Genomic DNA, 22,336 nt, shown 5'->3' on the forward strand with positions numbered 1-22,336 from the left:
TGCGTCGCGGCGGGCACCCGCCGCGTGGGAGAATCGGGGCGACCCATCACCTAGTCGAACGGCAGCTTCATGGCCTCGGTCGCTTCCCTCTCCGCCTCGCTCCAGCAGCGCGTCTCCGCGGCCCTCGCGGCCGCGGTCCCGTCGGCCACCGACGCCGACCCGCTGCTGCGACGTAGCGACCGGGCCGACTTCCAGGCCAACGGGGTGCTGGGCCTGGCCAAGAAGGCCAAGGCCAACCCGCGGGAGCTGGCCGGCGCCGTGCTCGCCGCGCTGCCCACCGACGAGCTGATCGCCGAGGTCGAGGTCTCCGGCCCCGGCTTCCTCAACATCACCGTCTCCGACGCGGCGATCATCGGGACGCTCGCCGCCCGGGCCGCCGACGACCGGCTCGGCGTGCCCCTCAAGGACGCGCCCGGCACCACCGTCGTCGACTACGCGCAGCCCAACGTGGCCAAGGAGATGCACGTCGGCCACCTGCGGTCCTCGGTGATCGGCGACGCGCTGTGCAAGGTGCTTGAGTTCGGCGGCGAGCAGGTGGTCCGCCGGCACCACATCGGCGACTGGGGCACCCAGTTCGGCATGCTCGTCCAGTACCTGATCGAGCACCCGCACGAGCTGGACCACGCCGAGGGCGAGAAGGACGCCGGCGAGGCGTCCATGTCGCGGCTGGACCGGCTGTACAAGGCGTCCGGGGCGCTGTTCAAGTCCGACGAGGCGTTCAAGGAGCGCGCGCGGCGGCGCGTGGTCGACCTGCAGGCCGGCGACCCGGAGACGCTCGCGCTGTGGCAGCGGTTCGTGGACGAGTCGAAGATCTACTTCGACTCGGTCTACCGCAAGCTCGACATCGAGATCCGCGACGAGGACATCGTCGGCGAGTCCGGGTACAACGACATGCTCGCCGAGACCTGCGACCTGCTGGAGAAGTCCGGCGTGGCCGTGTGGTCCAACGGCGCCCTGTGCGTGTTCTTCGACGACGTCAAGGGCAAGGACGGCGAGCCGGTCCCGCTGATCGTCCGCAAGACCGACGGCGGCTACGGCTACGCGGCCACCGACCTGTCGGCGATCCGCAACCGGACCGGCGAGCTGCACGCCGACACCCTGCTGTACGTGGTGGACGTGCGGCAGACCCTGCACTTCCGGATGGTCTTCGAGACCGCCCGGCGGGCCGGCTGGCTCACCGGCGACGTCACCGCGCGGCACCTTCCGTTCGGCACCCTGCTGGGCAAGGACGGCAAGCCGTTCAAGACCCGGGCCGGCGAGAGCGTGAAGCTGGAGGACCTGCTGGACGAGGCCGTGCAGCGGGCCACCGCGGTGGTCCGGGAGAAGGGCGAGAAGATCGGCCTGACCGAGGACGAGATCCGCGCCAACGGCGAGCAGGTCGGCATCGGCGCGGTGAAGTACGCCGACCTGTCGACCTCGCTCGGCAAGGACTACGTCTTCGACCTGGACCGGATGGTCTCGCTCAACGGCGACACCAGCGTCTACATCCAGTACGCCTACGCGCGGACCCGGTCGATCTTCCGCAAGGCGGCCGAGGGGCAGCGGCCGGCGCCGCACCCGGAGCTGGCCCTGGACCCGGCCGAGCGGGCCCTGGGCCTGCACCTGGACGCGTTCGCCGAGACGCTCGCCGAGGTCGCCGAGGTCTACGAGCCGCACCGCCTGGCGTCCTACCTGTTCCAGTTGGCGTCGCTGTTCACCACCTTCTACGAGCAGTGCCCGGTGCTGACCGCCGAGGGCGGCCCGGCGCAGGTGGAGAACCGGCTGTTCCTGTGCGAGCTGACCGCCCGCACGCTGCGGCAGGGCCTGTCCCTGCTGGGCATCCGGACGCCCGAGCGCCTGTAGCCGGCTCCGCCCGCCGGCCGCCTCCCGCGGCCGTTCCCGGCGGGCCTCCCGGCCCCCCCGCTGCCGGCCCCCGGCCCGCAGGCCCGATGCATGGTTGGGCCTGCGGGCCGTTTTTCATGCATGCTTGTCATAGTTTGTTCTACTATGCGGGGCGCTAGTGACGAGTCCGATGACGCAGCAGAAGATCGACTACCGGGCGGTCTTCCGGACCCTGCCCGCCGGCATCGCGCTGGTCGGCCCGGACATGGTCTACCTGGACGTGAACCCGGCCTACGAGCGGTTGGCCGGCCGGACCAGGAGCGCCCTCATCGGCCGCAACGTCTTCGACCTCTACCCCGACAACCCGCACGACCCGCGGGCGACCGGCAGCCGCAACGTCCGCGCCTCGATCTGCCGGGTGTTCGCCACCGGCGAGCCGGACACGGTGGGCCTGCAGCGCTACGACACGGAGCGCATCGACCGGCCGGGCGTCTTCGAGGAGCGGTACTGGAGCATCGTCAACCTCCCGGTGGCAGGACCGGACGGCCACGTCGGGTACGTGGCGCACCGTGTCGAGGAGGTCACCGCCTTCATCCGCACCCACGGCATCAGCAGCGACGACCACCGCGCGCCCCGCGACCTGGAGGGCGAGCTGTACATGCGGGCCCGGGAGCTGCAGGAGGTCAACGAGCGGCTGCGGCAGGCGCACGCCCGCGAGCGCGAGGTCGCGCTCACCCTGCAGGCCGCGATGCTGCCCACGCCCCGGCACGACGGGCACTCCGTCGCCGTCCGCTACCGGCCGGCGATCGGCGCGCTGCACGTGTGCGGCGACTGGTACGACCTGGTGGACCTGCCGGGCGACCGGATCGCGCTGGCGGTCGGCGACGTCGTCGGCCACGGGCTGACCGCGGCCGGCGTGATGGGCCAGCTGCGCAGCGCCCTGAGCGCCGCCGCCCGGGTCACCGACGGCCCGGCGGCCGCGCTGGAGACCGTGGACCTGTACGCCAGGTCCGTGGAGGGCGCCGAGTCCACCACCGCCGTGTCCGCCTATCTCGACTGGACCGCGCGCTCCGTCACCTACAGCACGGCCGGCCATCCGCCGGCGGCGCTGCTCCGGCCGGACGGCCGCGTCGACTTCCTCGACCAGGCCACCGACCCGCCGCTCGGCGCCCGCCCCGAACACGGGTCCCGGCCCCAGACCACCGTGCCCTTCGCCCCGGGCGGCGCCCTCGTCCTCTACACCGACGGCCTGGTGGAGCGCCGCGGCGAGGACATCGACGTCGGCCTGGCCCGGCTCGCCCGGGCCATGTCCCGCCACCGCCGGCTGCCCCCGGAGGACTTCGCCGACGCGCTGCTGGCCGACCTGCTCCCGCCGGCCGGCGCCCAGGACGACACGGCCCTGGTGATCATCCGCCTGTGACCGGCCCCCCTCGTCCGGACGGGCTACTTGAAGACGACGACCGTCGAACCGCGGACGGTGTTGTTCCAGACCTTCAGGGCATCGGCGCGGTGCATGCGGATCGCGCCGGTGCGCAGGTTCGGGTCCGGCGCGGCAACCTTGTCGTCGACCTGCGCGGAGAAGGCCACCCAGCTCTCCGCGGTGTACTCGAAGAACACCACGTGCTCGATCTTCTTGCCGTCCGTACCGGTCGAGGCCGGGACGCGGTTGCCGACGTAGTACACACCGGGCGTCGCCGGCACCGTGCCCGGCTGGACCAGGAAGGTCGAGACCGGGCCGGACTTGGGGACGACCCAGACACGGTTCTGGCTGAGCGAGTACACGATGCGCTTGCCGGTGTCACCGCCCACCGGGACCGGCGGCGGCGTGGTGGGGGCGCTGTGCGGCTTGGTGGCGGTGGGGTGCGGGGTGGGCGCAGCGGTCGGGTTGGCGGAGGTCGAACCGCTGGCCTGGAAGGCGAGCACCGACACCACGACCATCGCCCCGGCGGTCAGCCCGCTCACGGCCATCCACGAGGGTATGCCTCGGCTCACGACGTCCTCCTCCCCTGTCCCGCGCTCTCCCGGGAACCTACAGCTGCTGCGCGACCTCGGTCGCCCAGTACGTCAGGATCATGCTCGCTCCGGCCCGCCGGATCGAGGTCAGCGTCTCCAGAATCGCACGGTCCCGGTCGATCCAGCCGTTCGCGGCGGCCGCCTCGACCATCGCGAACTCCCCGGAGATCTGGTAGGCCGCGACCGGCACGTCCACCGTGTCGGCGATCCTGGACAGCACGTCCAGGTAGGGCAGCGCGGGCTTGACCATCACCATGTCCGCGCCCTCCTGCAGGTCGAGCGCCAGCTCGCGCATCGACTCGCGGAGGTTCGCCGGGTCCTGCTGGTAGGTCTTGCGGTCGCCCTTGAGCGAGGAGTTCATCGCCTCGCGGAAGGGGCCGTAGAACGCGGACGCGTACTTGACGGTGTAGGCGAGGATCGCCACGTCCTGGTGACCGACCTCGTCCAGCGCCTCGCGGACCACGCCGACCTGGCCGTCCATCATCCCGGACGGGCCCACGACATGGACACCGGCGTCCGCCTGGACCTGCGCCATCTCGGCGTAGCGCTCCAGCGTCGCGTCGTTGTCGACCCGGCCCTCGGCGTCCAGCACGCCGCAGTGGCCGTGGTCGGTGTACTCGTCCAGGCACAGGTCGGACATGACGACCACGGCGTCCCCGACCTCGGAGACCACGTCGCGGATGGCCAGCTGCAGGATGCCGTCCGGCTCCGTGCCCTGGCTGCCGATCGCGTCCTTCACCTCGGGCACGCCGAACAGCATCAGGCCGCCGACGCCCGCCTCCGCGGCCTCCACGGCCGCCTTGCGCAGGCTGTCGCGGGTGTGCTGGACCACGCCGGGCATCGAGGAGACCGGCTGGGGCTCGCTGATGCCCTCGCGGACGAACATCGGCAGGATCAGCCCCGCCGCGTCCAGCTGGGTCTCGGCGACCAGCCGCCGCATCGCCGGAGTCGTCCGCAGCCGACGGGGCCGCGTCCCGGGGAACTCGCCATACCTCACCATGCCTCCACCGTACGCCCGCGCACGGGGTGCTCTTCCCGACGCCAAGTCGGCGTCCGGGCCGCCCATTCGGCGGCCTCAGACGCGACGGCGGCGGGCGCCGGGACGGCGCTCGCTGGGACGGGTCACCGGATCGCCGGCCTCCTCGGCCGCGGTCCTGCGGGCGGTGCCGAAGTCGGCCAGCGCCTGCGCCAGCGCGTGCACGGACGGCTCGGGCGCCATCACGTCCACCCGCAGCCCGTGCTCCTCGGCCGTCTTGGCCGTGGCCGGGCCGATACAGGCGATCACCGTCACGTTGTGCGGCTTGCCCGCGATACCGACCAGGTTCCGCACGGTCGAGGACGAGGTGAACAGCACCGCGTCGAACCCGCCGCCCTTGATCGCCTCGCGGGTGTCCGCCGGCGGCGGCGACGCACGCACGGTGCGGTACGCCGTGACGTCGTCGACCTCCCAGCCCAGCTCGACCAGCCCGGCGACCAGCGTCTCGGTGGCGATGTCGGCGCGCGGCAGGAACACCCGGTCGATCGGGTCGAAGACCGGGTCGTAGGGCGGCCAGTCCTCCAGCAGCCCGGCCGCCGACTGCTCGCCGCTGGGCACCAGGTCCGGCTTCACGCCGAACTCCACCAGTGCCTGCGCGGTCTGCTCGCCGACCGCGGCGACCTTGATCCCGGCGAAGGCCCGGGCGTCCAGCCCGTACTCCTCGAACTTCTCCCGTACCGCCTTGACCGCGTTCATCGAGGTGAAGGCGATCCACTCGTAGCGGCCGGTGACCAGGCCCTTGACCGCCCGCTCCATCTGCTGCGGGGTGCGCGGCGGTTCGACGGCGATGGTGGGCACCTCGTGCGGCACCGCGCCGTAGGAGCGCAGCTGGTCCGACAGGGATGCGGCCTGCTCCTTGGTGCGGGGCACCAGAACCCGCCAGCCGAACAGCGGCTTGGTCTCGAACCACGACAGGTGCTCGCGCTGCGCGGTGCCCTCGCCGACGACGGCTATCGCGGCGATCGGGCCCTCCGGCGTCGGCAGGGCCTTGGTGGCCTTCAGCTCGGCGGCGATGGTGGCCAGCGTCGCGGTCCAGGTGCGCTGCCGGGTGGTCGTGCCGGCGACGGTGACGGTCAGCCGGGTGTCCGGCTTGCGGCCGCCGGCGACGAGTTCGGCCGCGGCGGCGGCCACGGTCTGCAGGGTGGTGGACACCACCAGCGTCGCCGCGCTCTCGCCGACCTCGCTCCAGCAGCGGTCGGAGGCGGTCGCCGCGTCGACGAACCGCACGTCACCGCTGAGCGGCACGCCCGCGTAGGCGGGCACGCCCACCGCGGCGGCCACGCCGGGCACCACCTCGAACGGGATGCCGGCGCGTGCGCAGACGAGCATCTCGGCGGCGGCCGAGGTGTCGAGTCCGGGGTCGCCGGAGACCGCACGCACCACCCGCTTGCCGGCCCGCGCGGACGCCATGACAAGCTGTGCGGCAGCAGCCGGATCGGCGGTGCCGGAGTCCAACGCCCCGCCGCCGGTGACGGGTTCGGCTGTGCCCACATCGGTGCGGGCGTGCGTGCGGACGACGTCGAGCACGGTCGCGTCGCCGACCAGGACGTCGGCCAGGGCGAGTGCCTCGACGGCCCGCAGGGTCAGCAGTCCGGGGTCGCCCGGGCCTGCGCCGAGAAAGGTGACATGACCTGCGGCGGTCCCGGCGGGACCGGCAGGGGCGCCGGCGGTGGTGGTCGTGGCGACGGCAGCGGGGTTCAAGGTGTGCGCTCCCCCATAAGACCGGCCGCGCCCTTGGCGAGCATCTCGGCGGCGAGCTCGCGGCCGAGGGCCCGTGCTTCGCCGTCCGATGCCGGTACGGGGCCGGTGATGGACATCTGCACCAGCTCGGTGCCGTCGGTCGTGCCGACGACGCCGCGCAGGCGCAGCTCGGTAATCTGCCCGTCGGCCACCAGGTCGGCCAGCGCGCCCACGGGGGCGGAGCAGCCGGCCTCGAGGGCGGCGAGCAGGGTTCGCTCGGCAGTCACGGCGACCCGGGTCACCGGGTCGTCGAGCTCGGCGAGCTGTGCGGCCAACTCCGGGTTGGAGGCGGCGCATTCGACGGCCAGCGCTCCCTGACCGGGGGCGGGCAGTACGGCGTCGGCGTCGATCAGCTCGCTCGCCTCGGCGAGCCTGCCGATACGGTTCAGCCCGGCGGCGGCCAGCACGACCGCGTCGAGCTTGCCGGAAGTAACGTACCCGATCCGGGTGTCAACGTTGCCACGGATCGGAACCGTCTCGATCTGCAGACGGTGGCTCCGCGCCCACGCGTTGAGCTGCGCCATCCGCCGCGGGGAGCCGGTGCCGACCCGGGCCGGGCGGTCGAGCCGGCCGAGCTGCTCGAAGGTCAGGCCGTCGCGCGCCACCAGGGCGTCGCGCGGGTCCTCGCGGACCGGGGTCGCGGCCAGCACGAGGCCGTCGGCGTCCGCGGTCGGCAGGTCCTTGAGACTGTGCACGGCGAAGTCGATCTCCCCGGCGAGCAGCGCGTCGCGCAGCGCGGAGACGAACACGCCGGTGCCGCCGATCTGCGCCAGGTTCTCGCGCGAGACGTCACCGTGCGTGGTGATCTCGACGAGTTCGACCTCGCGGCCGGTGACCTGGCGCACCTGCTCGGCGACCATCCCGGACTGCGCCATGGCCAGCTTGCTGCGCCGGGTGCCGAGACGGAGGGGCCCGGCCCCCTCGGGGGCGCCCTGCGAGGCGCCTGCCGTGGCGTTCACCGAAGTTCCTCGATTCCGTTGTGCGAGACCTGCACCACAGGCCGCTCCGCGCGGGACACGGCGGCGACCGCCTGCGGGTCGAGGTCGAAGAGTTCGCGCAGCGCGTCGGCGTACCCGGCGCCGCCGGGCTCGCCTGCGAGCTGCTTGACGCGCACGGTCGGCGCGTGCAGGAGCTTGTCGACGACGCGGCGCACGGTCTGGGTGATCTCCGCGCGTTGCTTGTCGTCCAGATCCGGGAGCCTACCGTCCAGTCGCGAGAGTTCACCCGCGACGACGTCGGCCGCCATGGCGCGCAGCGCCACCACGGTCGGGGTGATCCGGGCCGCCCGCTGGGCCGCGCCGAACGCCTCGACCTCCTCGGAGACGATCGCCCGCACCTGGTCGACGTCGGCGGCCATCGGCGCGTCCGCGGAGGCGGCCGCGAGGGTCTCTATGTCCACCAGGTGCACGTCGACCAGGCGGTGCGCGGCGGAGTCGACGTCGCGCGGCATGGCCAGGTCGAGCACCGCCAGGGTGGCGCCCTGCGCGCGGCCGCCGGCCGCGCGGCGCAGGTCGTCGGCGGTCAGCACCAGGCCGGTGGCGCCGGTGCAGGACACCACGATGTCCGCCTCGGCGAGCGCCGCCGGCACCTCGGACATGGCGATCGCCCGTGCCTCGGTGCCCTGTTCGGCGAGCAGGTGGGCCAGCCGCTCGGCACGCTCGGCGGTGCGGTTGGCGATGACCAGGCTGCGCACGCCGGCCCTGGCGAGGGTCGCCGCGGCGAGCGAGGACATCGATCCGGCGCCGACGACCAGCGCCCGCCGGCCGGCCAGCGGGCCGGTGGTGGGGGCGAGTTGGGCCAGGCCGAAGGTGACCAGGGACTGCCCGGCGCGGTCGATGCCGGTCTCGGAGTGGGCCCGCTTGCCGACCCGAAGCGCCTGCTGGAACAGGTCGTTGAGCATCCGGCCCGCGGTGTGCAGGTCCTGGCCGAGGGCGAGCGCGTCCTTGATCTGGCCGAGGATCTGGCCCTCGCCGACGACCATGGAGTCCAGCCCGCAGGCCACCGACAGCAGGTGGTGGACGGCCCGGTCCTCGTAGTGCACGTACAGGTGAGGGGTGAGCTCGTCCAGGCCGACACCGCTGTGCTGGGCCAGCAGCGTGGACAGTTCGGCCACGCCCGCGTGGAACTTGTCCACGTCCGCGTACAGCTCGATGCGGTTGCAGGTGGCCAGCACGGCCGCCTCCGCGGCGGGTTCGGCCGCCAGGGTGTCCTGGAGCAGCTTCGTCCGCGCGTCCTCGGAGAGCGCGGCGCGCTCCAGGACGCTGACGGGTGCGGTGCGGTGGCTGAGGCCGACGACGAGCAGGCTCATGCGCGACCCTCGCTTCGCTCGGGACGGCCTTCGCCCGGAACGCGCCGTTCGATGACGTGCTCGCTGCGTTCGCTCATGCGGGCATCACGGCGGGGACGTCCCCGTCCGGCTCCGGGCGGTCGTCCTCACCGGCCTTGCGCTGCTCGTGGAAGGCGAGGATCTGCAGCTCGATCGACAGGTCGACCTTGCGCACGTCCACGCCGTCGGGCACCGACAGCACGGTGGGGGCGAAGTTGAGGATCGAGGTGACGCCGGCCGCGACGAGGCGGTCGGTGACCTCCTGGGCGGCGCCGGCCGGGGTGGCGATGACGCCGATGGAGACCTGGTTGTCGTCGACGATCGACTCCAGCTCGTCGATGTGCCGCACGGGCAGGCCCGCGACGAGCCGGCCGGCCAGGGCGGTGTCGGCGTCGAGCAGGGCGGCCACCCGGAACCCGCGGGACGCGAAGCCGCCGTAGTTGGCCAGCGCCGCGCCGAGGTTGCCGATGCCGACGATGACGACCGGCCAGTCCTGGGTCAGGCCCAGCTCCCGGCTGATCTGGTACACGAGATACTCCACGTCGTAGCCGACGCCTCGCGTGCCGTAGGAGCCGAGGTAGGAGAAGTCCTTGCGCAGCTTGGCCGAGTTGACCCCGGCTGCCGCGGCGAGTTCCTCCGAGGACACGGTGGGCACCGAACGCTCGGAAAGAGCTGTCAGCGCCCGCAGGTACAGCGGAAGCCTGGCGACGGTGGCTTCGGGAATCCCTCGGCTACGGGTCGCCGGTCGGTGTGATCGGCCAGTTGCCACGGTGCTCCTGCGGGTAGAGCTGGGCTGAGGGCGACCACGGTCTTTGGGGACGCCCCGTGGACGCCAGGCTATGTCTTTGTGAACGCGTGCACAAAGATGGTGTCCGATTTGCCCGGCGGAAGTGATGGGCATCACGCGCTCCCATGCCGGACATTCGGCACCGATCGGCGTGCCTGATCGTTGCTGCGCCGCATCCAGAGTGCGTCGGCGGCGGCCAGAACGCCAGAGGGCTCCGGCCAGCGCACCGCCTCGGCACTGGCCAGCCGCTCGGCCACCCCCGGCGCCCCGGGCGCGTAGTGGGTGAACAACTCGGCGGTGGTGCGGGCGTCACCGAGCGCGGTGTGCGGATTCCAGTCCGTGATGCCCGCCGCCGCCGCGCAGGCGGTCAGGCTCAGCCCGTACCCGCGGGCGTCCCGGGACTCGTGCACGGCCCGGCCTGCCCGGTCCGCGGCCATCCGCATCGTGCACAGCTCCGGCACGGCCGGCAGCCGCAACCCCACCCGGGCGTACTCCGCGGCCAGGAACGCCCGGTCGCATCCGACGTTGTGCCCGACCAGCACCCGGCCGCGCAGCAGTGTCAGCAGCCGGCCCGCGATGCCGGCGAACCGCGGCGCTCCGCCGAGGTCCCCGGGCTCGATGCCGTGGATGTGGGTGGGGCCCACCGGGCCCTGCGGATCGACGAGGGTGCTGAACTCACCCTGCGGTTCGAGATCGCGGTCCAGCAGGACGACGGCGAGCTCCAGCACGCGATGCCGCCGCGACGAGGAACCGGTCGCCTCCAGGTCCACCACGGCGAAGCCGGACGGACCCTGGGCGCGGCCGGGGAGACCCGAGAGCACGCAGCACACTCCTCACGCATCACCCCCGGGCGTACAAAACGCCCTCGATGGTAATCGAATGTGTGCGAGTGCAGGTAACTCCGGTAAAACGGTCACCCCGCGGTGAGCGCCCCGCGCAGCCGCCGCTCGTCGACCCGCCAGAACGTGTGCTGCTCGCCGTCGACCAGCACGACCGGGATCTGCTCCCAGTAGCGGTCGTACAAAGCGGCGTCCTGGGTGATGTCCCGCTCCTCGACCGCGGCACCGGTCTCGGCGGCGACCTTCTCGATCACCGCCCGTGCGTCGTCGCACAGATGGCAGCCGGGCTTGGCGATGAGCGTCACAGTCCTCATACGGTCAAGGTAAGGGAAACGTGTCGCATGGAGTTCACACGCCCGCTCCTCGTGCGCACCGGCGTTGCCCCGCAAGGTGGTTATGCTCGCGACATGGCCGCTCTGAGATGGCTCACCCCCCGCAAGCAGTCCGCCACGGAACGGAGCGTGGTGGCGGGCGAGGCCGCGGCTGCCGTGGCGGAGGCCGCGATGGCTGCCGCGTCCCACCCGGAGCCGGCGGAGGCGCCCGCCGCACCCGAGGCGCCGGAGGCGGCCGGAACGCCGGCAACGCCCGAGGCGGAAGCCGGCGAGGCCCCCGGGGCCCCCGCCGCCGAGGAACCCGCGTTCCCGGTGGCCGGCGACCCGCGCGCCGCCGCGTTCTTCGACCTGGACAACACCGTGATGCAGGGCGCGGCCCTCTTCCACTTCGGCCGCGGCCTGTACAAGCGGAAGTTCTTCGCCAAGCGCGACCTGGTCCGGTTCGCCTGGCAGCAGGCGTACTTCAGGATGGCCGGCCACGAGGACCCCGAGCACATGCAGGACGCCCGCGACAGCGCGCTGTCCATCGTCAAGGGCCACCGCGTCGAGGAACTGATGTCCATCGGCGAGGAGATCTACGACGAGTACATGGCCGGCAAGATCTGGCCGGGCACCCGGGCACTCGCCCAGGCGCACCTCGACGCGGGCCAGCGGGTGTGGCTGGTGACCGCCGCGCCGGTGGAGACCGCCAGCATCATCGCCCGGCGCCTGGGCCTGACCGGTGCGCTGGGCACCGTCGCGGAGTCCGTCGGCGGCGTCTACACCGGCCGGCTGGTCGGCGAGCCGCTGCACGGCCCGGCCAAGGCCGAGGCGGTTCGGGCGCTGGCCACCGCCGAGGACCTGGACCTGTCGCGCTGCGCGGCCTACAGCGACTCGCACAACGACATCCCGATGCTGTCGCTCGTCGGCCACCCTTATGCGATCAATCCCGACAGCGGGTTGCGGAAACACGCGCGCAACCAGGGCTGGCGGTTGCGTGATTACCGCACCGGACGCAAAGCGGCGCGGATCGGCATTCCCGCGGCGGCCGGGATGGGCGCGCTCGCCGGCGGCGTGCTGGCCGGTGTGGCGATCCACCGCAAACGCGCCTGAAACGGCCGCGGACCAGCCCGTACCGGCTCCGGCTCGGCGGTGAACCGGCCCTCGACCGGCCCCGAACCGGCTCTGACCGGGCCGTGAACCGGCCGCCGACGGGTGCGTCCACCCGCGGTGACGCCTCGGTTCTCCCTCGCGCCACACGCGCACAACACGCTCTCTCCGCGAGCAATTCACGAGCGGAAGTGGTCAACTCCCGCCACGCGTTCGATAATTGAGCGAAACCGATTCCGCACAGGAAGTGGCGGAAACGGCGATTTCAGCAACTCGGTGTAGCGTCGTCAGTACGAAGCGTTATTCTCCTCAGACGCATTCCGGAACCCACTCGTCGCCACGGCGGGTGACGGTCCCGTACTGCACGTGATGGAAGTTCTGCCTCTGGGAGTCCCGTGTACCCACACGACGGGGTTGACACCTCCGGCTTGGCTGCGTTGCGCGCACTGGTGCTTGACCGCCTGGTGCGCACGGTCCCCACGCTCGCCGTGCCCGCCCTCGCCACGCCCGGTCCCACCGTCCCAGGCCCGGCCTACGCCCTGGCCGAAACCAGCACCGCCGCAGGCAGACGCACCCGCAACGGCACCGCACGCGGCCGGCACGCCGGCAACGCCGCGGGGCCCGCCCACGCGGGCCACGGCACCGCCACCCCCGACCGCACCGCCGCCGACCGCGGCGCCACGGCCCGCAGGCCCGCCTCGGACACCGACAGCGGCCGGATGATGGACCTGGTCGAGCGCGCCCAGGACGGCGAGACCGAGGCCTTCGGCCGGCTCTACGACCACTACAGCGACACCGTCTACCGGTACATCTACTACCGGGTCGGATCGAAGGCGACCGCCGAGGACCTGACCAGCGAGACCTTCCTGCGCGCGCTGCGCCGCATCGGCACCTTCACCTGGCAGGGCCGCGACTTCGGCGCGTGGCTGGTGACCATCGCCCGCAACCTGGTCGCGGACCACTTCAAGTCCAGCCGGTTCCGCCTGGAGGTCACCACCGGCGAGATGCTCGACGCCAACGAGGTCGAGCGCAGCCCCGAGGACTCGGTGCTGGAGTCGCTGTCGAACGAGGCCCTGCTGACCGCGGTGCGCAAGCTCAACCCGCAGCAGCAGGAGTGCGTGACGCTGCGCTTCCTGCAGGGCCTGTCGGTCGCCGAGACCGCCCGCGTGATGGGCAAGAACGAGGGCGCCATCAAGACCCTCCAGTACCGCGCCGTGCGCACCCTGGCCAGGCTGCTGCCCGAAGACGCACGGTGAGCCGCCGGTGCGCCCGATACCAGAGCGCGCGGCGACACGAGGCGCTTCGCCCGTATGGCCGCGGCACGATGATCAGACCTGCGTAACCCAACTGGACCGGCACTCGTTGCATCACGTGCAGACACTTCCGGGCCGCGCGCCCCGTCCCGCAGTTCACTCGATCGGGTGGACAGCGACGGGCCGTACAACCTTCGGGGCGGTACGAGGAGTCGAGTGTGTGGATGACGAGAGGAGGTGCCGCCCGTGATCGGACAGGCAACGGCACACCGGCGGGCGAACGCCTTCGCCCAGGCCCTTGAGGACCAGAACCTCGAGGACACCCCCGTCTCCGGTGCGGCAACCGGTCGGCCGGGGAGCCAGGGGGCCCACGCCGCGGCCCGGCACGCCGACCCCGAGCAGGCCGCGCTGGTGGCACTGGCCGGCGCGATCAGCGCCCGGCCGCGTCCGGTCATGGACGCGGAGAAGAAGACGGTGCAGCGTGCACAGCTGATCGCGGCGATGGAACAGGCCATCGCGGACGGCAGCTTCAGCGAGGGCCGGGTGCCCGAGCAGCGCTCCGAGTCGCACGGCAGCCACCGCGCGACCGGGCTGCGCAAGCTCACCCCGCGCTCGCGGCTGTCGCGCCGGCTGGCCGTCGGCGGGCTGTCGGTCGGCGTGGCCGCCGGTGCGCTCGGCGGGGTCGCCGCCGCGAGCACCAACGCGCTGCCCGGTGACACCCTGTACGGGCTCAAGCGCGGCATGGAGGACCTGAAGCTGGACATGGCCAGCGGCGACGCCTCGCGCGGCAAGGTCTATCTGGACATGGCGTCCACCCGCATGCAGGAGGCGCGCCGGCTGATGGACCGCGGCCGCGGCGGGCAGCTCGACCCCGACTCGGTGGCCGAGGTCCGCAGGGCGCTGTCCGGCATGCACCAGGAGGTCGCCGAGGCGCACCGGCTGCTGTCCCAGGCGTACAAGGACGACGGCTCGCTGCAGCCGATGGAGCTGCTGAACACCTTCACGCAGAACCACCGGCAGGGCTGGACCGATCTGCGCGGCAAGCTGCCCAGCCAGCTCACCGACGTCTCCGACCAGGTCTCCTCGGCCCTCGACGCCATAGAGCACGACGTCGCGCCGCTGAAGCCGCTCATGCCCAAGGCGCACAGGAGCGACCGCCCGTCGTCCGCCCCGGGCGACGACCAGGGAGCCGGCGGCACCAGCGGCACCTCGGACGGCGGCTCCACCGGTCCGTCCGCGTCGACCTCGGCCGGCGACCAGCAGACCGGTACGGGCACTCCCAGCCCGTCGCCGTCGAACACCTCGGGCAACGGCCTGATCGGCGGCACCAACCTGCTGAACCCGAACCCGCCGACGCCCTCGCCGACGGACACCCCCAGCGGCACGCCCACCGGCCAGAACCACTCGGTGGTCCTCCCGCCGCTGCTGCCGGGCCTCCTGCCCGGGCTCGGCCTCACCTCGGGCTCCGACTCCTCTGAATAGGAGCAGCCCCCCTGCTGGTGCGGCGACGGTCAGAAGAACACCGACCGCCGCCGCACCAGCAGTTCGTAGAGGGGCTGTTTCCTCTTCAGGCCGCCCTCGCGCTGCTCGGCCCTGAGGGCCTCACAGGCTTCGCCCGGCTGCGCCGGACTCCGCCCGGCGACCGAGCCCCGGCCCACGGAGCGCACAGCCGCAACCGCAACCGGCTCAGCACCCAGCGACCTCTCAGAAGAACACCGACCGCCGCCGCACCAGCAGTTCGTAGAGGGTGTGCTGGATCGTCTCGCGGACCTGGTCCGTCAGGTTGAAGACCAGCATCGGGTCCTCGGCCGCCTCGGGCGGATACGTATCGGTGGGGATGGGCGTGCCGAACTGGATCGTCCACTTGGTCGGAAGGGGAACCAGGCCGAGCGGGCCAAGCCAGGGGAACGTGGGCGTCAGCGGGAAGTAGGGGACGCCCAGGACGCGGGCCAGGGTGCGCGAGCTCCCGATCATCGGGTAGATCTCCTCGGCGCCCACCACCGTGCACGGGACGATCGGCACCCCGGTCTTCAGCGCGGTCGCCACGAACCCGCCCCGCCCGAACCGCTGCAGCTTGTACCGCTCGGAGAACGGCTTCCCCAGCCCCTTGAAGCCCTCCGGCATGACGCCCACGACCTCGCCGCGCTCCAGCAGCAGCTGCGCGTCCTCGCTGCACGCCAGGGTGTGCCCGGCCTTGCGGGCCAGCTCGTTGACCAGCGGCAGCATGAACACCAGGTCCGCGGCGAGCAGCCGCAGGTGCCGCCCGGCCGGGTGGTGGTCGTGCACCGCGACCTGCGCCATCAGCCCGTCCAGCGGCAGCGTGCCGGAGTGGTTGCAGACCACCAGCGCCCCGCCCTCGGAGGGGATGTTCTCGATGCCCCTGACCTCGACGCGGAAGTAGGTGTCGAACAGCGGCCGCAGCAGCGACATCAGCACCTGGTCGGTCAGTTCGGCGTCGTACCCGAACTCGTCGACCTCGTAGTCGCCGGTCACCCGGCGCCGCAGGAACGCCAGCCCCGAGGCGACCTTCCGCTCCCAGTGGCCGCCCAGCAGCCGGTCGGCCGCACCGGCCAGCACGGCTCCCAGCGACGGCACCGCGGGCTCGTCGGGGTCCGCGCCGTCCAGGCCCTTGGCCGCGCCTTCACGGCCCTGCGAGGACCCCGTACGGGCCTGCCCGCCGTCCCCGTCGGCGTCGCCGCCCGCGCGGCCGCCGCCGGACTGCGCCGGAATCCCCGCGGACGCCTCCGGTTCCGCCGCGGAGGCGTCATCGGCGGCGCCCTTGCCGCGGGCCTTCCCCGTACCGCCGGCCGCGGGGGCTCCCTCGTCGGCGTCCGGCACGGGCGTCAGCGGGCCGTGCTCGGCCGCGCCGCCGCCGCCGGCTCCCGGCGACGCCGTCTTCTTCCGCGCCCGGGACCGGCCACCGCCCCTGCGCGCCCTCGAGTCCTCGTCGAACGGGATGACCTTCGCGTCGGTCATGGCTTCCGCTCCTTCCGCCGAAACCTGCTCAGGGCCCGTCACGAGCGCACCGCCGCGCCGCCGTCCACCGGATCGCCGTCCGCCGCGGCGCGCGCCGCCGGCGGCAGTACCGCCGCGAGCCGGTCGACGGCCCGGGCCACCCGGTCCGGCGGCAGCAGGCCGGGCCCGCGGCTGCGGGCGAAGTCGCTGAAGGTCTCGGCCGTCGAGTAGGCCGGCACGAAACCGAGCGTCTCACGCATCTGCCGGGTGTCCACCACCCTGCCGTGCGTCAGCAGCCGGATCTGCTCGCGCGAGAAGTCCGTCACCCCGGCCGTGCGCAGCATCTGGCCCAGCCAGGTGACCGCGGGCAGGAACACCGGCACGGTCGGCTTGCCCAGCCTCCGGGCGGTCTGAGACAGCAGCAGCACCCCGTCGCCCGCGACGTTGAACGTGCCGCTGTTCAGCGTGCCGCGCCGCGCCTCCAGCGTGGCCACCAGCAGCACGCTCTCCACGTCGTCCTCGTGCACGAACTGCAGCCGCGGGTCGTAACCCAGCACGGTCGGCAGTATCGGCAGGTCGAAGTACTCGGCCAGCGGGGTGTCGGCGCGCGGGCCGAGGATGTTCGCGAACCGCAGCACCGCGACGGCCACGTCCGGCCGCCGGCGCGCGAACCCGCGCACGTAGCCCTCGACCTCGACCGCGTCCTTCGCGAACCCTCCGCTGGGCAGCGACTTGACCGGCGTCGTCTCGCTGAACACCGCGGCGTCGCGCGGCGCGGAGCCGTACACGCTGGTGGTGGACTTCACGACCAGCCGCTGCACGGTGGGCGCCTTCTGGCAGGCGCCGAGCAGCTGCATCGTGCCGATGACGTTGGTCTCCTTGGCCTGGGTGCGGCCGCCGGCGCCGAGCGCCGTGCCGCTGACGTCCAGGTGCACCACGGTGTCCACCGAGTGCTGGGCCAGGATCTTGCCGATCATCGGCTGCCGGATGTCGGCGCGGACGAACTCGGCGTCACCCAGGTCGTGCTCGGGCGGCACCGCGTCGACCGCGATCACCCGCCCGACCTCCGGTTCCCGCTGCACGCGCCGGACGAACCGGCCCGCGAGCTGCCGCGCGACTCCGGTGACGAGGACCACCTTGCCCACCATCAGCGCCTTCCCTGGGAGATGGAGCCACCGTACCGCCCGGGCGTTGCCACGCGGTGAAGCCCCGCCTCACGAAAGCACGCGCGGGAAAAAGCCACCGCCCCCTTGGTCCACCCGGAGGTGGACCAAGGGGGCGGGAAAAGCGGCGGAAGTTCGCCTACTTCTTGTTGCGACGCTGAACCCGCGTCCGCTTCAGAAGCTTGCGGTGCTTCTTCTTGGCCATACGCTTGCGCCGCTTCTTGATGACAGAGCCCACGACTACCCTCGCTTCGGTTTCACTCGGTGCGGGGCGTCCGAGCCCACACGACCTACGTCGGCCTAGCCTACCCGCCCGAAGGGGGCACGCGTAACCGAGGCCCACGCAGCCGGTCACCAACCCGTTACCGGGCCTTCTCAGGCAGATTCCACCCCCACGTAGGACTCGCGGAGGTAGTCGTGGACGGCCTGCTCCGGAACCCGGAACGACCGCCCGACGCGAATGGCCGGAAGATGACCGCTGTGCACCAGTCGGTACACGGTCATCTTGGACACCCGCATCACCGCCGCGACTTCGGCGACGGTCAGGAACACGACCTCGTTGAGAGGCCGGCTTTCAGTTACAGCCATGACACACCTGAACCTTCCGCACATGACGCCACCGGCTTCCCCTCCGGCGACTCCAACAGGCATGTGCGCTCCCCCACAGATTAGGGGCGGATGATGCAAGTGGGGAAGAGGAGTTGCCAATGGTTGACTATTGGACGAGCCAGGCCCTGCGGAGTACGTAGCGGGACAGTGGCCGGTAGTCGTCGGCGCGCACCGAGTCGTCGAGCGGTACCGCCACCGCCACTGCGCCCTCCGCTTCCGCGACGAACACCGCAGGATCGTCACTGTCCCCCAGGCCGATCGCCTCGAAACCCAACTGACCTGCGCCGCAAAGGAATCCGTGGTCCCCGACCACCAGTCCCGGCAGCACCCCGCCCCGCTCCGCGGCCGCCGCCAGTGCCACCCTGACCGGCAGCGGAGAGTGCGTGTGCGCCCCCTGCCCGGCCGGATCGGCGGGTTCCGCATGGCGTAGGACGGCGACGCCCGCGATGTACCGCAGCACGTGACGGCGTACGCCGAATGGTGTCGGCACGTCGACGCATCGGCCGTACCCGGGAGTGAGGACCGCGCAGCCCGCCGCCGACAGCGCCGCCGCCAACGCGCCGTAGAAACCCAGCAGCCGATCCGGATGGCCGGTCCCCAGCAGCACCGGCACCCGGTCCCGGGCGGCCCGCGCCAGCCGCTCGGCGAACGCGTCCAGCGCCGCCACCGTGCAGTCCGGATCGATCACGTCCTGCCCCGAGGTGTGCCCGGGATCAGGCGACACCCCGCACCGGTCGGCCATCAGCGCCAGCAGCGCGCCGGCGTCCCACACGCCCTCCGGGTCCAGCCCCAGGGTCTGCCGCGGATCGCGGGCCGCGAACAGGGCGTAGCTGCGCAGGCTCTTCTCCCGCGAGGTCGTCACCCGACCCGCCAGCCCCGCCGCCACCAGATGCGCACGCAGTGCGCCACCGTCCGCCACCCAATGATCGTCCCGCCCACCCCGCCACCTGCGGGCTCTTCCCCGCAAACTCACCCCGACCGGGTGAAGCCGGACGATCCCCCACGCGTACGGACCGTACGGGCGTACGGTACGCCGCCGGGCACCGGCGCTACGGCAGCAGCCCGTGCAGCGGGAAGACCGCCCGCCGGGTGGCGAGCACCGCCTGGTCGAGACGGTCCGCCGGGTCGTACCCCGCGTCCTCGAACGACGACCACTGCGGGCTGCGCCCGTCGGTCATCCGCAGCGGCGCGGTGGCCCGCGTCCGCGCGTACACCTCCTGCCGCCACTCCTCCGGCACCATCGTCTGCGGCGCCAGCGGCACCCCCGCCGCGATCGCCACCAGATGCGTCCAGGTCCGCGGCACCACGTCCGTCACCGCGTACCCGCCGCCGCCCAGCGCGATCCACCGCCCCTGCGCATGCTCGTGCGCCAGCCCGTGAACGGCCTCCGCCACCATCCGCTGCGCGTCCAGCGACACCGCCAGATGCGCCAGCGGGTCCTCGAAGTGGGTGTCCGCGCCGTGCTGCGAGACCAGCACCTGCGGGCGGAACGCCGCCACCAGCTCCGGCACCACCGCGTGGAACGCCCGCAGCCAGCCCGCGTCGCCGGTGCCGGCGGGCAGCGCCACGTTCACCGCACCGCCCTCGGCGTCCGGCCCGCCGGTCTCCTCCGGCCAGCCCGTCTGCGGGAACAGCGTCCGCGGGTGCTCGTGCAGCGAGACGGTCAGCACCCGCGGGTCGTCCCAGAACGCCGCCTGCACGCCGTCCCCGTGGTGCACGTCCACGTCCACGTACACCACCCGCTCGGCACCCAGCTCCAGCAGCCGGGCCACCGCCAGCGCGGCGTCGTTGTACACGCAGAACCCGGACGCCGCCGCGGGCATCGCATGGTGCAGGCCGCCGGCGAAGTTCACCGCGTGCGACACCTCGCCGTGCCACACCGCCTCGGCCGCCCCCACCGACTGCCCGGCGATCAGCGCGGACGCGTCGTGCATCCCGGCGAACGCCGGGTTGTCCTCGGTCCCGAGTCCGAACCGCTGGTCGGCACCGCCGCGCGGATCCTCCGACGCCCGCCGCACCGCCGCCACGTACTCGGCCCGGTGCACCAGCTCCAGCGTGGAGTCCCCGGCCGCCGGCGCCGCCACCACCGGCAGCGCGCCGTCCAGCCCGAACGCCCTGACCAGGCTGCGGGTGAGCCCCAGCCGCACCGGGGCCATCGGATGCCCGGGGCCGAAGTCGTACTGCGTTACCTGCTCATCCCACATCAACTGTGCGCGGCCGCTCATGGCCGACACCGTACCCGGCGGGCCCCGCGGCGAAAGACCGCGCATAGACCAGCGTGGCCCCCACCAGGACCATCGGCACCACCATCGCGCCCCGGTACGACCACGCGTCGCCCAGCGCCCCCACCAGCGGCGAACCGACGAGGAAACCCACGTAGTTGAAGATGTTCAGCCGCGCGATCGCCGAGTCGGACGCCCCCGGGAACAGCCGCCCGGCCGCCGCGAAGGTCTGCGGCACGATCACGCACAGGCCCAGCCCCAGCAGGGTGAAGCCGAGCATCCCCACCCAGGCCCCCGGCGCCACTGCCACCACCGCGAAGCCGCCCATGGCCACCACCGTGCCCAGCCGCACCACCGGCACGGCCCCGAACCGGCGCACCCCGAAGTCGCCGACCGACCGGCCGATGAGCGTCGTCACCATGTACACCGCGTACGGCACCGTCGACAGCTGCTCGGAGCTGTGCAGGGTGTCCTGCAGGTACTTCGCGCTCCAGTTGGAGACCGTCGAGTCCCCGATGTAGGCGAACGCCATCACCAGGCAGAGCGGCATCAGCAGCCGCATCACGACCTGCTGCCCCCCGGACGCCCCGGCCCCGGCCGCGCCCGCGGACGTCCCCCCGGCGGCGGCCGGCACATCGGGCACCGGCACATCGGCGGCCGGCGCATCGGGCGCGCGCACGTCGGCCGCGGCCTGGTGCGCGACGTCCTGCGGCTGCGCGTCCCGGTACCAGCGGCTGGCCGTCAGCGTCAGGGGTATCAGCACCAGTACCGCGGGCCCGTACAGGGACAGCAGCGACACATGCCAGTGCGCCCCGGCCCAGGCCAGCGACGCCCCGACGATCCCGCCCAGGCTGTAGGAGGCGTGGAACCCGAGCATGATGCTCTGCCCGTACTCCCGCTGCAGGCTCACCCCGAGCATGTTCATCGACGCGTCCAGCCCGCCGACGCAGACCCCGAACAGGGCCAGCGTCACGGCCGCCGTCCACATCCGGTCACCGGCGCCCAGCCCGGCCAGCACCAGGCCGACCACCGGCTGGACCCAGCGCAGCACGACGCTCGGCCGCACCCGCTTCACCAGCTGCTCGGTGCCCACGCTGCCGGCGCCGGCGAGGATCGGTACCGCCGCCAGGAACACCGGCAGCAGGCCGTCGCTGATCCCGTACCGGTCCTGGATCGCCGGGATCCGCGTGACGAGCATCGCGAACAGGGCACCCTGCGCGAAGAAACTGACCGCAAGGGCGGTGCGGCCGTGCCGCAGAGCCGATGGCCGGTTCACCGGCAGGGCGTCGTCCATAAGGGAGGAGACTAGGCGCGAAAGCTACGGATGAGTAGGGGTCAGCCGAACAGGAGATCCGGCAGCTCCGCCATGCTCCCGAACAGCGCGCTCGCCCCCGCCAGCCGGTCGGCCGGTGTCATCGCGGTGAACCCCAGCACGGCCATCCCGGCCGCCCTCGCGGCCTGCACGCCCAGCGGGCTGTCCTCCACCACGACGCAGCGTTCCGGCGCCACTCCCAGGGTCGCCGCGGCGTGCAGGAACAGATCAGGGGCCGGCTTGCCCCGGCCCACGTCCTGCGAGGAGAAGATCCGCCGCTCGCCGAAGCGCGGGTACAGCCCGGTCGTCCGCAGCGCCACCCGGATCCGCTCGTGGCTCCCCGAGGAGGCGAGGCAGTACGGCACCCCGTCCGCGGCGAGCTTCTCCAGGACGACGTCGACGCCCTCGACCGGCTGCAGCTCGCGCTCGAACGCGGCGAACACCCGCCCCTGGTAGGTCACGTCGAACTCCGCCGGCAGTTCCTGCCCGGACCGCTCGCGCACCACGTCGTGGACCCGGTGCAGGGCGGCGCCCATGTAGTCGCGCAACGAGTCGTCGTACGTCGTCGGGTGCCCCAGCTCGGTGAGGTAGCCCGCGAGGATCGTGTTGGAGAGCGGCTCACTGTCCACGAGGACGCCGTCGTTGTCGAAGATCACCAGGTCGTACTGCACGGATGTACGGTACAGGTCGGCTGAACGCAGAAAAGCGTCAGCCCCCGTGCTGGGCACGGGGGCTGACGCTTATTCAATATTTGTTCGGCGGTGTCCTACTCTCCCACAGGGTCCCCCCTGCAGTACCATCGGCGCTGAAAGGCTTAGCTTCCGGGTTCGGAATGTAAC

At 72.6% G+C, this 22,336-nt stretch carries 21 protein-coding genes and 1 rRNA gene; 5 read left to right on the forward strand and 17 right to left on the reverse strand.

Features of this window, described 5'->3' with window-relative positions:
• Positions 1–69 precede the first annotated feature (69 nt).
• Together argS and ACH4TG_RS28485 are read left to right on the forward strand one after the other, a co-directional pair.
• On the forward strand, positions 70–1,842 hold the full coding sequence (argS, locus tag ACH4TG_RS28480; RefSeq protein WP_398245391.1) for an arginine--tRNA ligase: 1,773 nt from the start codon (positions 70–72) through the stop codon (positions 1,840–1,842).
• A 169-nt stretch (positions 1,843–2,011) separates the two neighbouring features.
• Positions 2,012–3,241 carry a PP2C family protein-serine/threonine phosphatase gene (locus tag ACH4TG_RS28485; protein WP_398245392.1) on the forward strand — a complete coding sequence of 410 codons (1,230 nt, stop codon included), beginning with the start codon at positions 2,012–2,014 and terminating at the stop codon, positions 3,239–3,241.
• A gap of 23 nt (positions 3,242–3,264) precedes the next feature.
• Here the strand turns inward: ACH4TG_RS28485 and ACH4TG_RS28490 are convergent, their stop codons facing one another.
• The 8 genes from ACH4TG_RS28490 to ACH4TG_RS28525 all read right to left on the reverse strand — a co-directional run bounded on the left by ACH4TG_RS28490 (position 3,265) and on the right by ACH4TG_RS28525 (position 10,876).
• Positions 3,265–3,813 carry a L,D-transpeptidase gene (locus tag ACH4TG_RS28490; protein ID WP_398245393.1) on the reverse strand — a complete coding sequence of 183 codons (549 nt, stop codon included), beginning with the start codon at positions 3,811–3,813 and terminating at the stop codon, positions 3,265–3,267.
• Positions 3,814–3,850: 37 nt separating this feature from the next.
• Positions 3,851–4,834 (reverse strand): porphobilinogen synthase, encoded by a 984-nt coding sequence (gene hemB / locus ACH4TG_RS28495; protein ID WP_398245394.1) that lies wholly within the window; start codon positions 4,832–4,834, stop codon positions 3,851–3,853.
• A gap of 75 nt (positions 4,835–4,909) precedes the next feature.
• Entirely contained in the window at positions 4,910–6,571 is a 1,662-nt protein-coding gene (locus ACH4TG_RS28500; RefSeq protein WP_398245395.1) for a uroporphyrinogen-III synthase, read from the reverse strand.
• Complete coding sequence (gene hemC / locus ACH4TG_RS28505) at positions 6,568–7,569, reverse strand: hydroxymethylbilane synthase (protein ID WP_398245396.1); 1,002 nt, start codon at positions 7,567–7,569, stop codon at positions 6,568–6,570. The genes ACH4TG_RS28500 and hemC overlap by 4 nt, the downstream gene beginning before the upstream one ends.
• Entirely contained in the window at positions 7,566–8,918 is a 1,353-nt protein-coding gene (locus ACH4TG_RS28510) for a glutamyl-tRNA reductase (RefSeq protein ID WP_398245397.1), read from the reverse strand. Before ACH4TG_RS28510 ends, hemC begins: the two co-directional genes overlap by 4 nt.
• Before the next feature lie 73 nt (positions 8,919–8,991).
• The gene (locus tag ACH4TG_RS28515) at positions 8,992–9,705 is read right to left on the reverse strand and encodes a redox-sensing transcriptional repressor Rex (RefSeq protein WP_398245398.1); all 714 of its coding nucleotides are present in this window, start codon (positions 9,703–9,705) and stop codon (positions 8,992–8,994) included.
• Between the two features lie 131 nt (positions 9,706–9,836).
• On the reverse strand, positions 9,837–10,544 hold the full coding sequence (locus ACH4TG_RS28520) for a 3'-5' exonuclease (RefSeq protein ID WP_398245399.1): 708 nt from the start codon (positions 10,542–10,544) through the stop codon (positions 9,837–9,839).
• Positions 10,545–10,636: 92 nt separating this feature from the next.
• Positions 10,637–10,876: a glutaredoxin family protein gene (locus ACH4TG_RS28525; protein WP_398245400.1), complete on the reverse strand. Its 240-nt coding sequence runs from the start codon at positions 10,874–10,876 to the stop codon at positions 10,637–10,639.
• A gap of 93 nt (positions 10,877–10,969) precedes the next feature.
• Here ACH4TG_RS28525 and ACH4TG_RS28530 point away from each other — a divergent pair, with 93 nt between their 5' ends.
• The 3 genes from ACH4TG_RS28530 to ACH4TG_RS28540 all read left to right on the forward strand — a co-directional run bounded on the left by ACH4TG_RS28530 (position 10,970) and on the right by ACH4TG_RS28540 (position 14,718).
• A complete protein-coding gene (locus tag ACH4TG_RS28530) occupies positions 10,970–11,986 on the forward strand; it encodes an HAD family hydrolase (protein ID WP_398245401.1) in 1,017 nt (338 codons plus the stop codon).
• Between the two features lie 392 nt (positions 11,987–12,378).
• Entirely contained in the window at positions 12,379–13,239 is an 861-nt protein-coding gene (locus ACH4TG_RS28535; RefSeq protein WP_398245402.1) for an ECF subfamily RNA polymerase sigma factor, BldN family, read from the forward strand.
• 243 nt (positions 13,240–13,482) lie between these two features.
• Positions 13,483–14,718 carry a DUF5667 domain-containing protein gene (locus tag ACH4TG_RS28540; RefSeq protein ID WP_398245403.1) on the forward strand — a complete coding sequence of 412 codons (1,236 nt, stop codon included), beginning with the start codon at positions 13,483–13,485 and terminating at the stop codon, positions 14,716–14,718.
• A gap of 222 nt (positions 14,719–14,940) precedes the next feature.
• On the opposite strand, the gene ACH4TG_RS28545 is transcribed toward ACH4TG_RS28540, so the two are convergent.
• The 9 genes from ACH4TG_RS28545 to rrf all read right to left on the reverse strand — a co-directional run.
• Positions 14,941–16,212, reverse strand: coding sequence for a lysophospholipid acyltransferase family protein (locus ACH4TG_RS28545; RefSeq protein ID WP_398245404.1), 1,272 nt, complete (start codon positions 16,210–16,212; stop codon positions 14,941–14,943).
• A gap of 38 nt (positions 16,213–16,250) precedes the next feature.
• Positions 16,251–17,336: an NAD-dependent epimerase/dehydratase family protein gene (locus tag ACH4TG_RS28550; RefSeq protein WP_398245424.1), complete on the reverse strand. Its 1,086-nt coding sequence runs from the start codon at positions 17,334–17,336 to the stop codon at positions 16,251–16,253.
• Between the two features lie 157 nt (positions 17,337–17,493).
• A complete protein-coding gene (locus tag ACH4TG_RS28555) occupies positions 17,494–17,592 on the reverse strand; it encodes a 30S ribosomal protein bS22 (protein ID WP_003948845.1) in 99 nt (32 codons plus the stop codon).
• 137 nt (positions 17,593–17,729) lie between these two features.
• Positions 17,730–17,942 carry a helix-turn-helix domain-containing protein gene (locus tag ACH4TG_RS28560; RefSeq protein WP_069461998.1) on the reverse strand — a complete coding sequence of 71 codons (213 nt, stop codon included), beginning with the start codon at positions 17,940–17,942 and terminating at the stop codon, positions 17,730–17,732.
• A gap of 127 nt (positions 17,943–18,069) precedes the next feature.
• The gene (locus tag ACH4TG_RS28565; RefSeq protein ID WP_398245405.1) at positions 18,070–18,882 is read right to left on the reverse strand and encodes a phosphatase; all 813 of its coding nucleotides are present in this window, start codon (positions 18,880–18,882) and stop codon (positions 18,070–18,072) included.
• Between the two features lie 130 nt (positions 18,883–19,012).
• On the reverse strand, positions 19,013–20,188 hold the full coding sequence (locus ACH4TG_RS28570; protein ID WP_398245406.1) for an acetoin utilization protein AcuC: 1,176 nt from the start codon (positions 20,186–20,188) through the stop codon (positions 19,013–19,015).
• On the reverse strand, positions 20,157–21,479 hold the full coding sequence (locus ACH4TG_RS28575; protein ID WP_398245407.1) for an MFS transporter: 1,323 nt from the start codon (positions 21,477–21,479) through the stop codon (positions 20,157–20,159). The genes ACH4TG_RS28570 and ACH4TG_RS28575 overlap by 32 nt, the downstream gene beginning before the upstream one ends.
• A 41-nt stretch (positions 21,480–21,520) precedes the next feature.
• On the reverse strand, positions 21,521–22,168 hold the full coding sequence (locus tag ACH4TG_RS28580; RefSeq protein ID WP_398245408.1) for an HAD family hydrolase: 648 nt from the start codon (positions 22,166–22,168) through the stop codon (positions 21,521–21,523).
• An 82-nt stretch (positions 22,169–22,250) separates the two neighbouring features.
• Positions 22,251–22,336 (reverse strand): 5S ribosomal RNA (rrf, locus tag ACH4TG_RS28585); the annotation flags it as partial.

The organism is Streptomyces sp. NPDC020917 (assembly GCF_044333795.1).
Classification (GTDB): Bacteria; Actinomycetota; Actinomycetes; order Streptomycetales; family Streptomycetaceae; genus Actinacidiphila.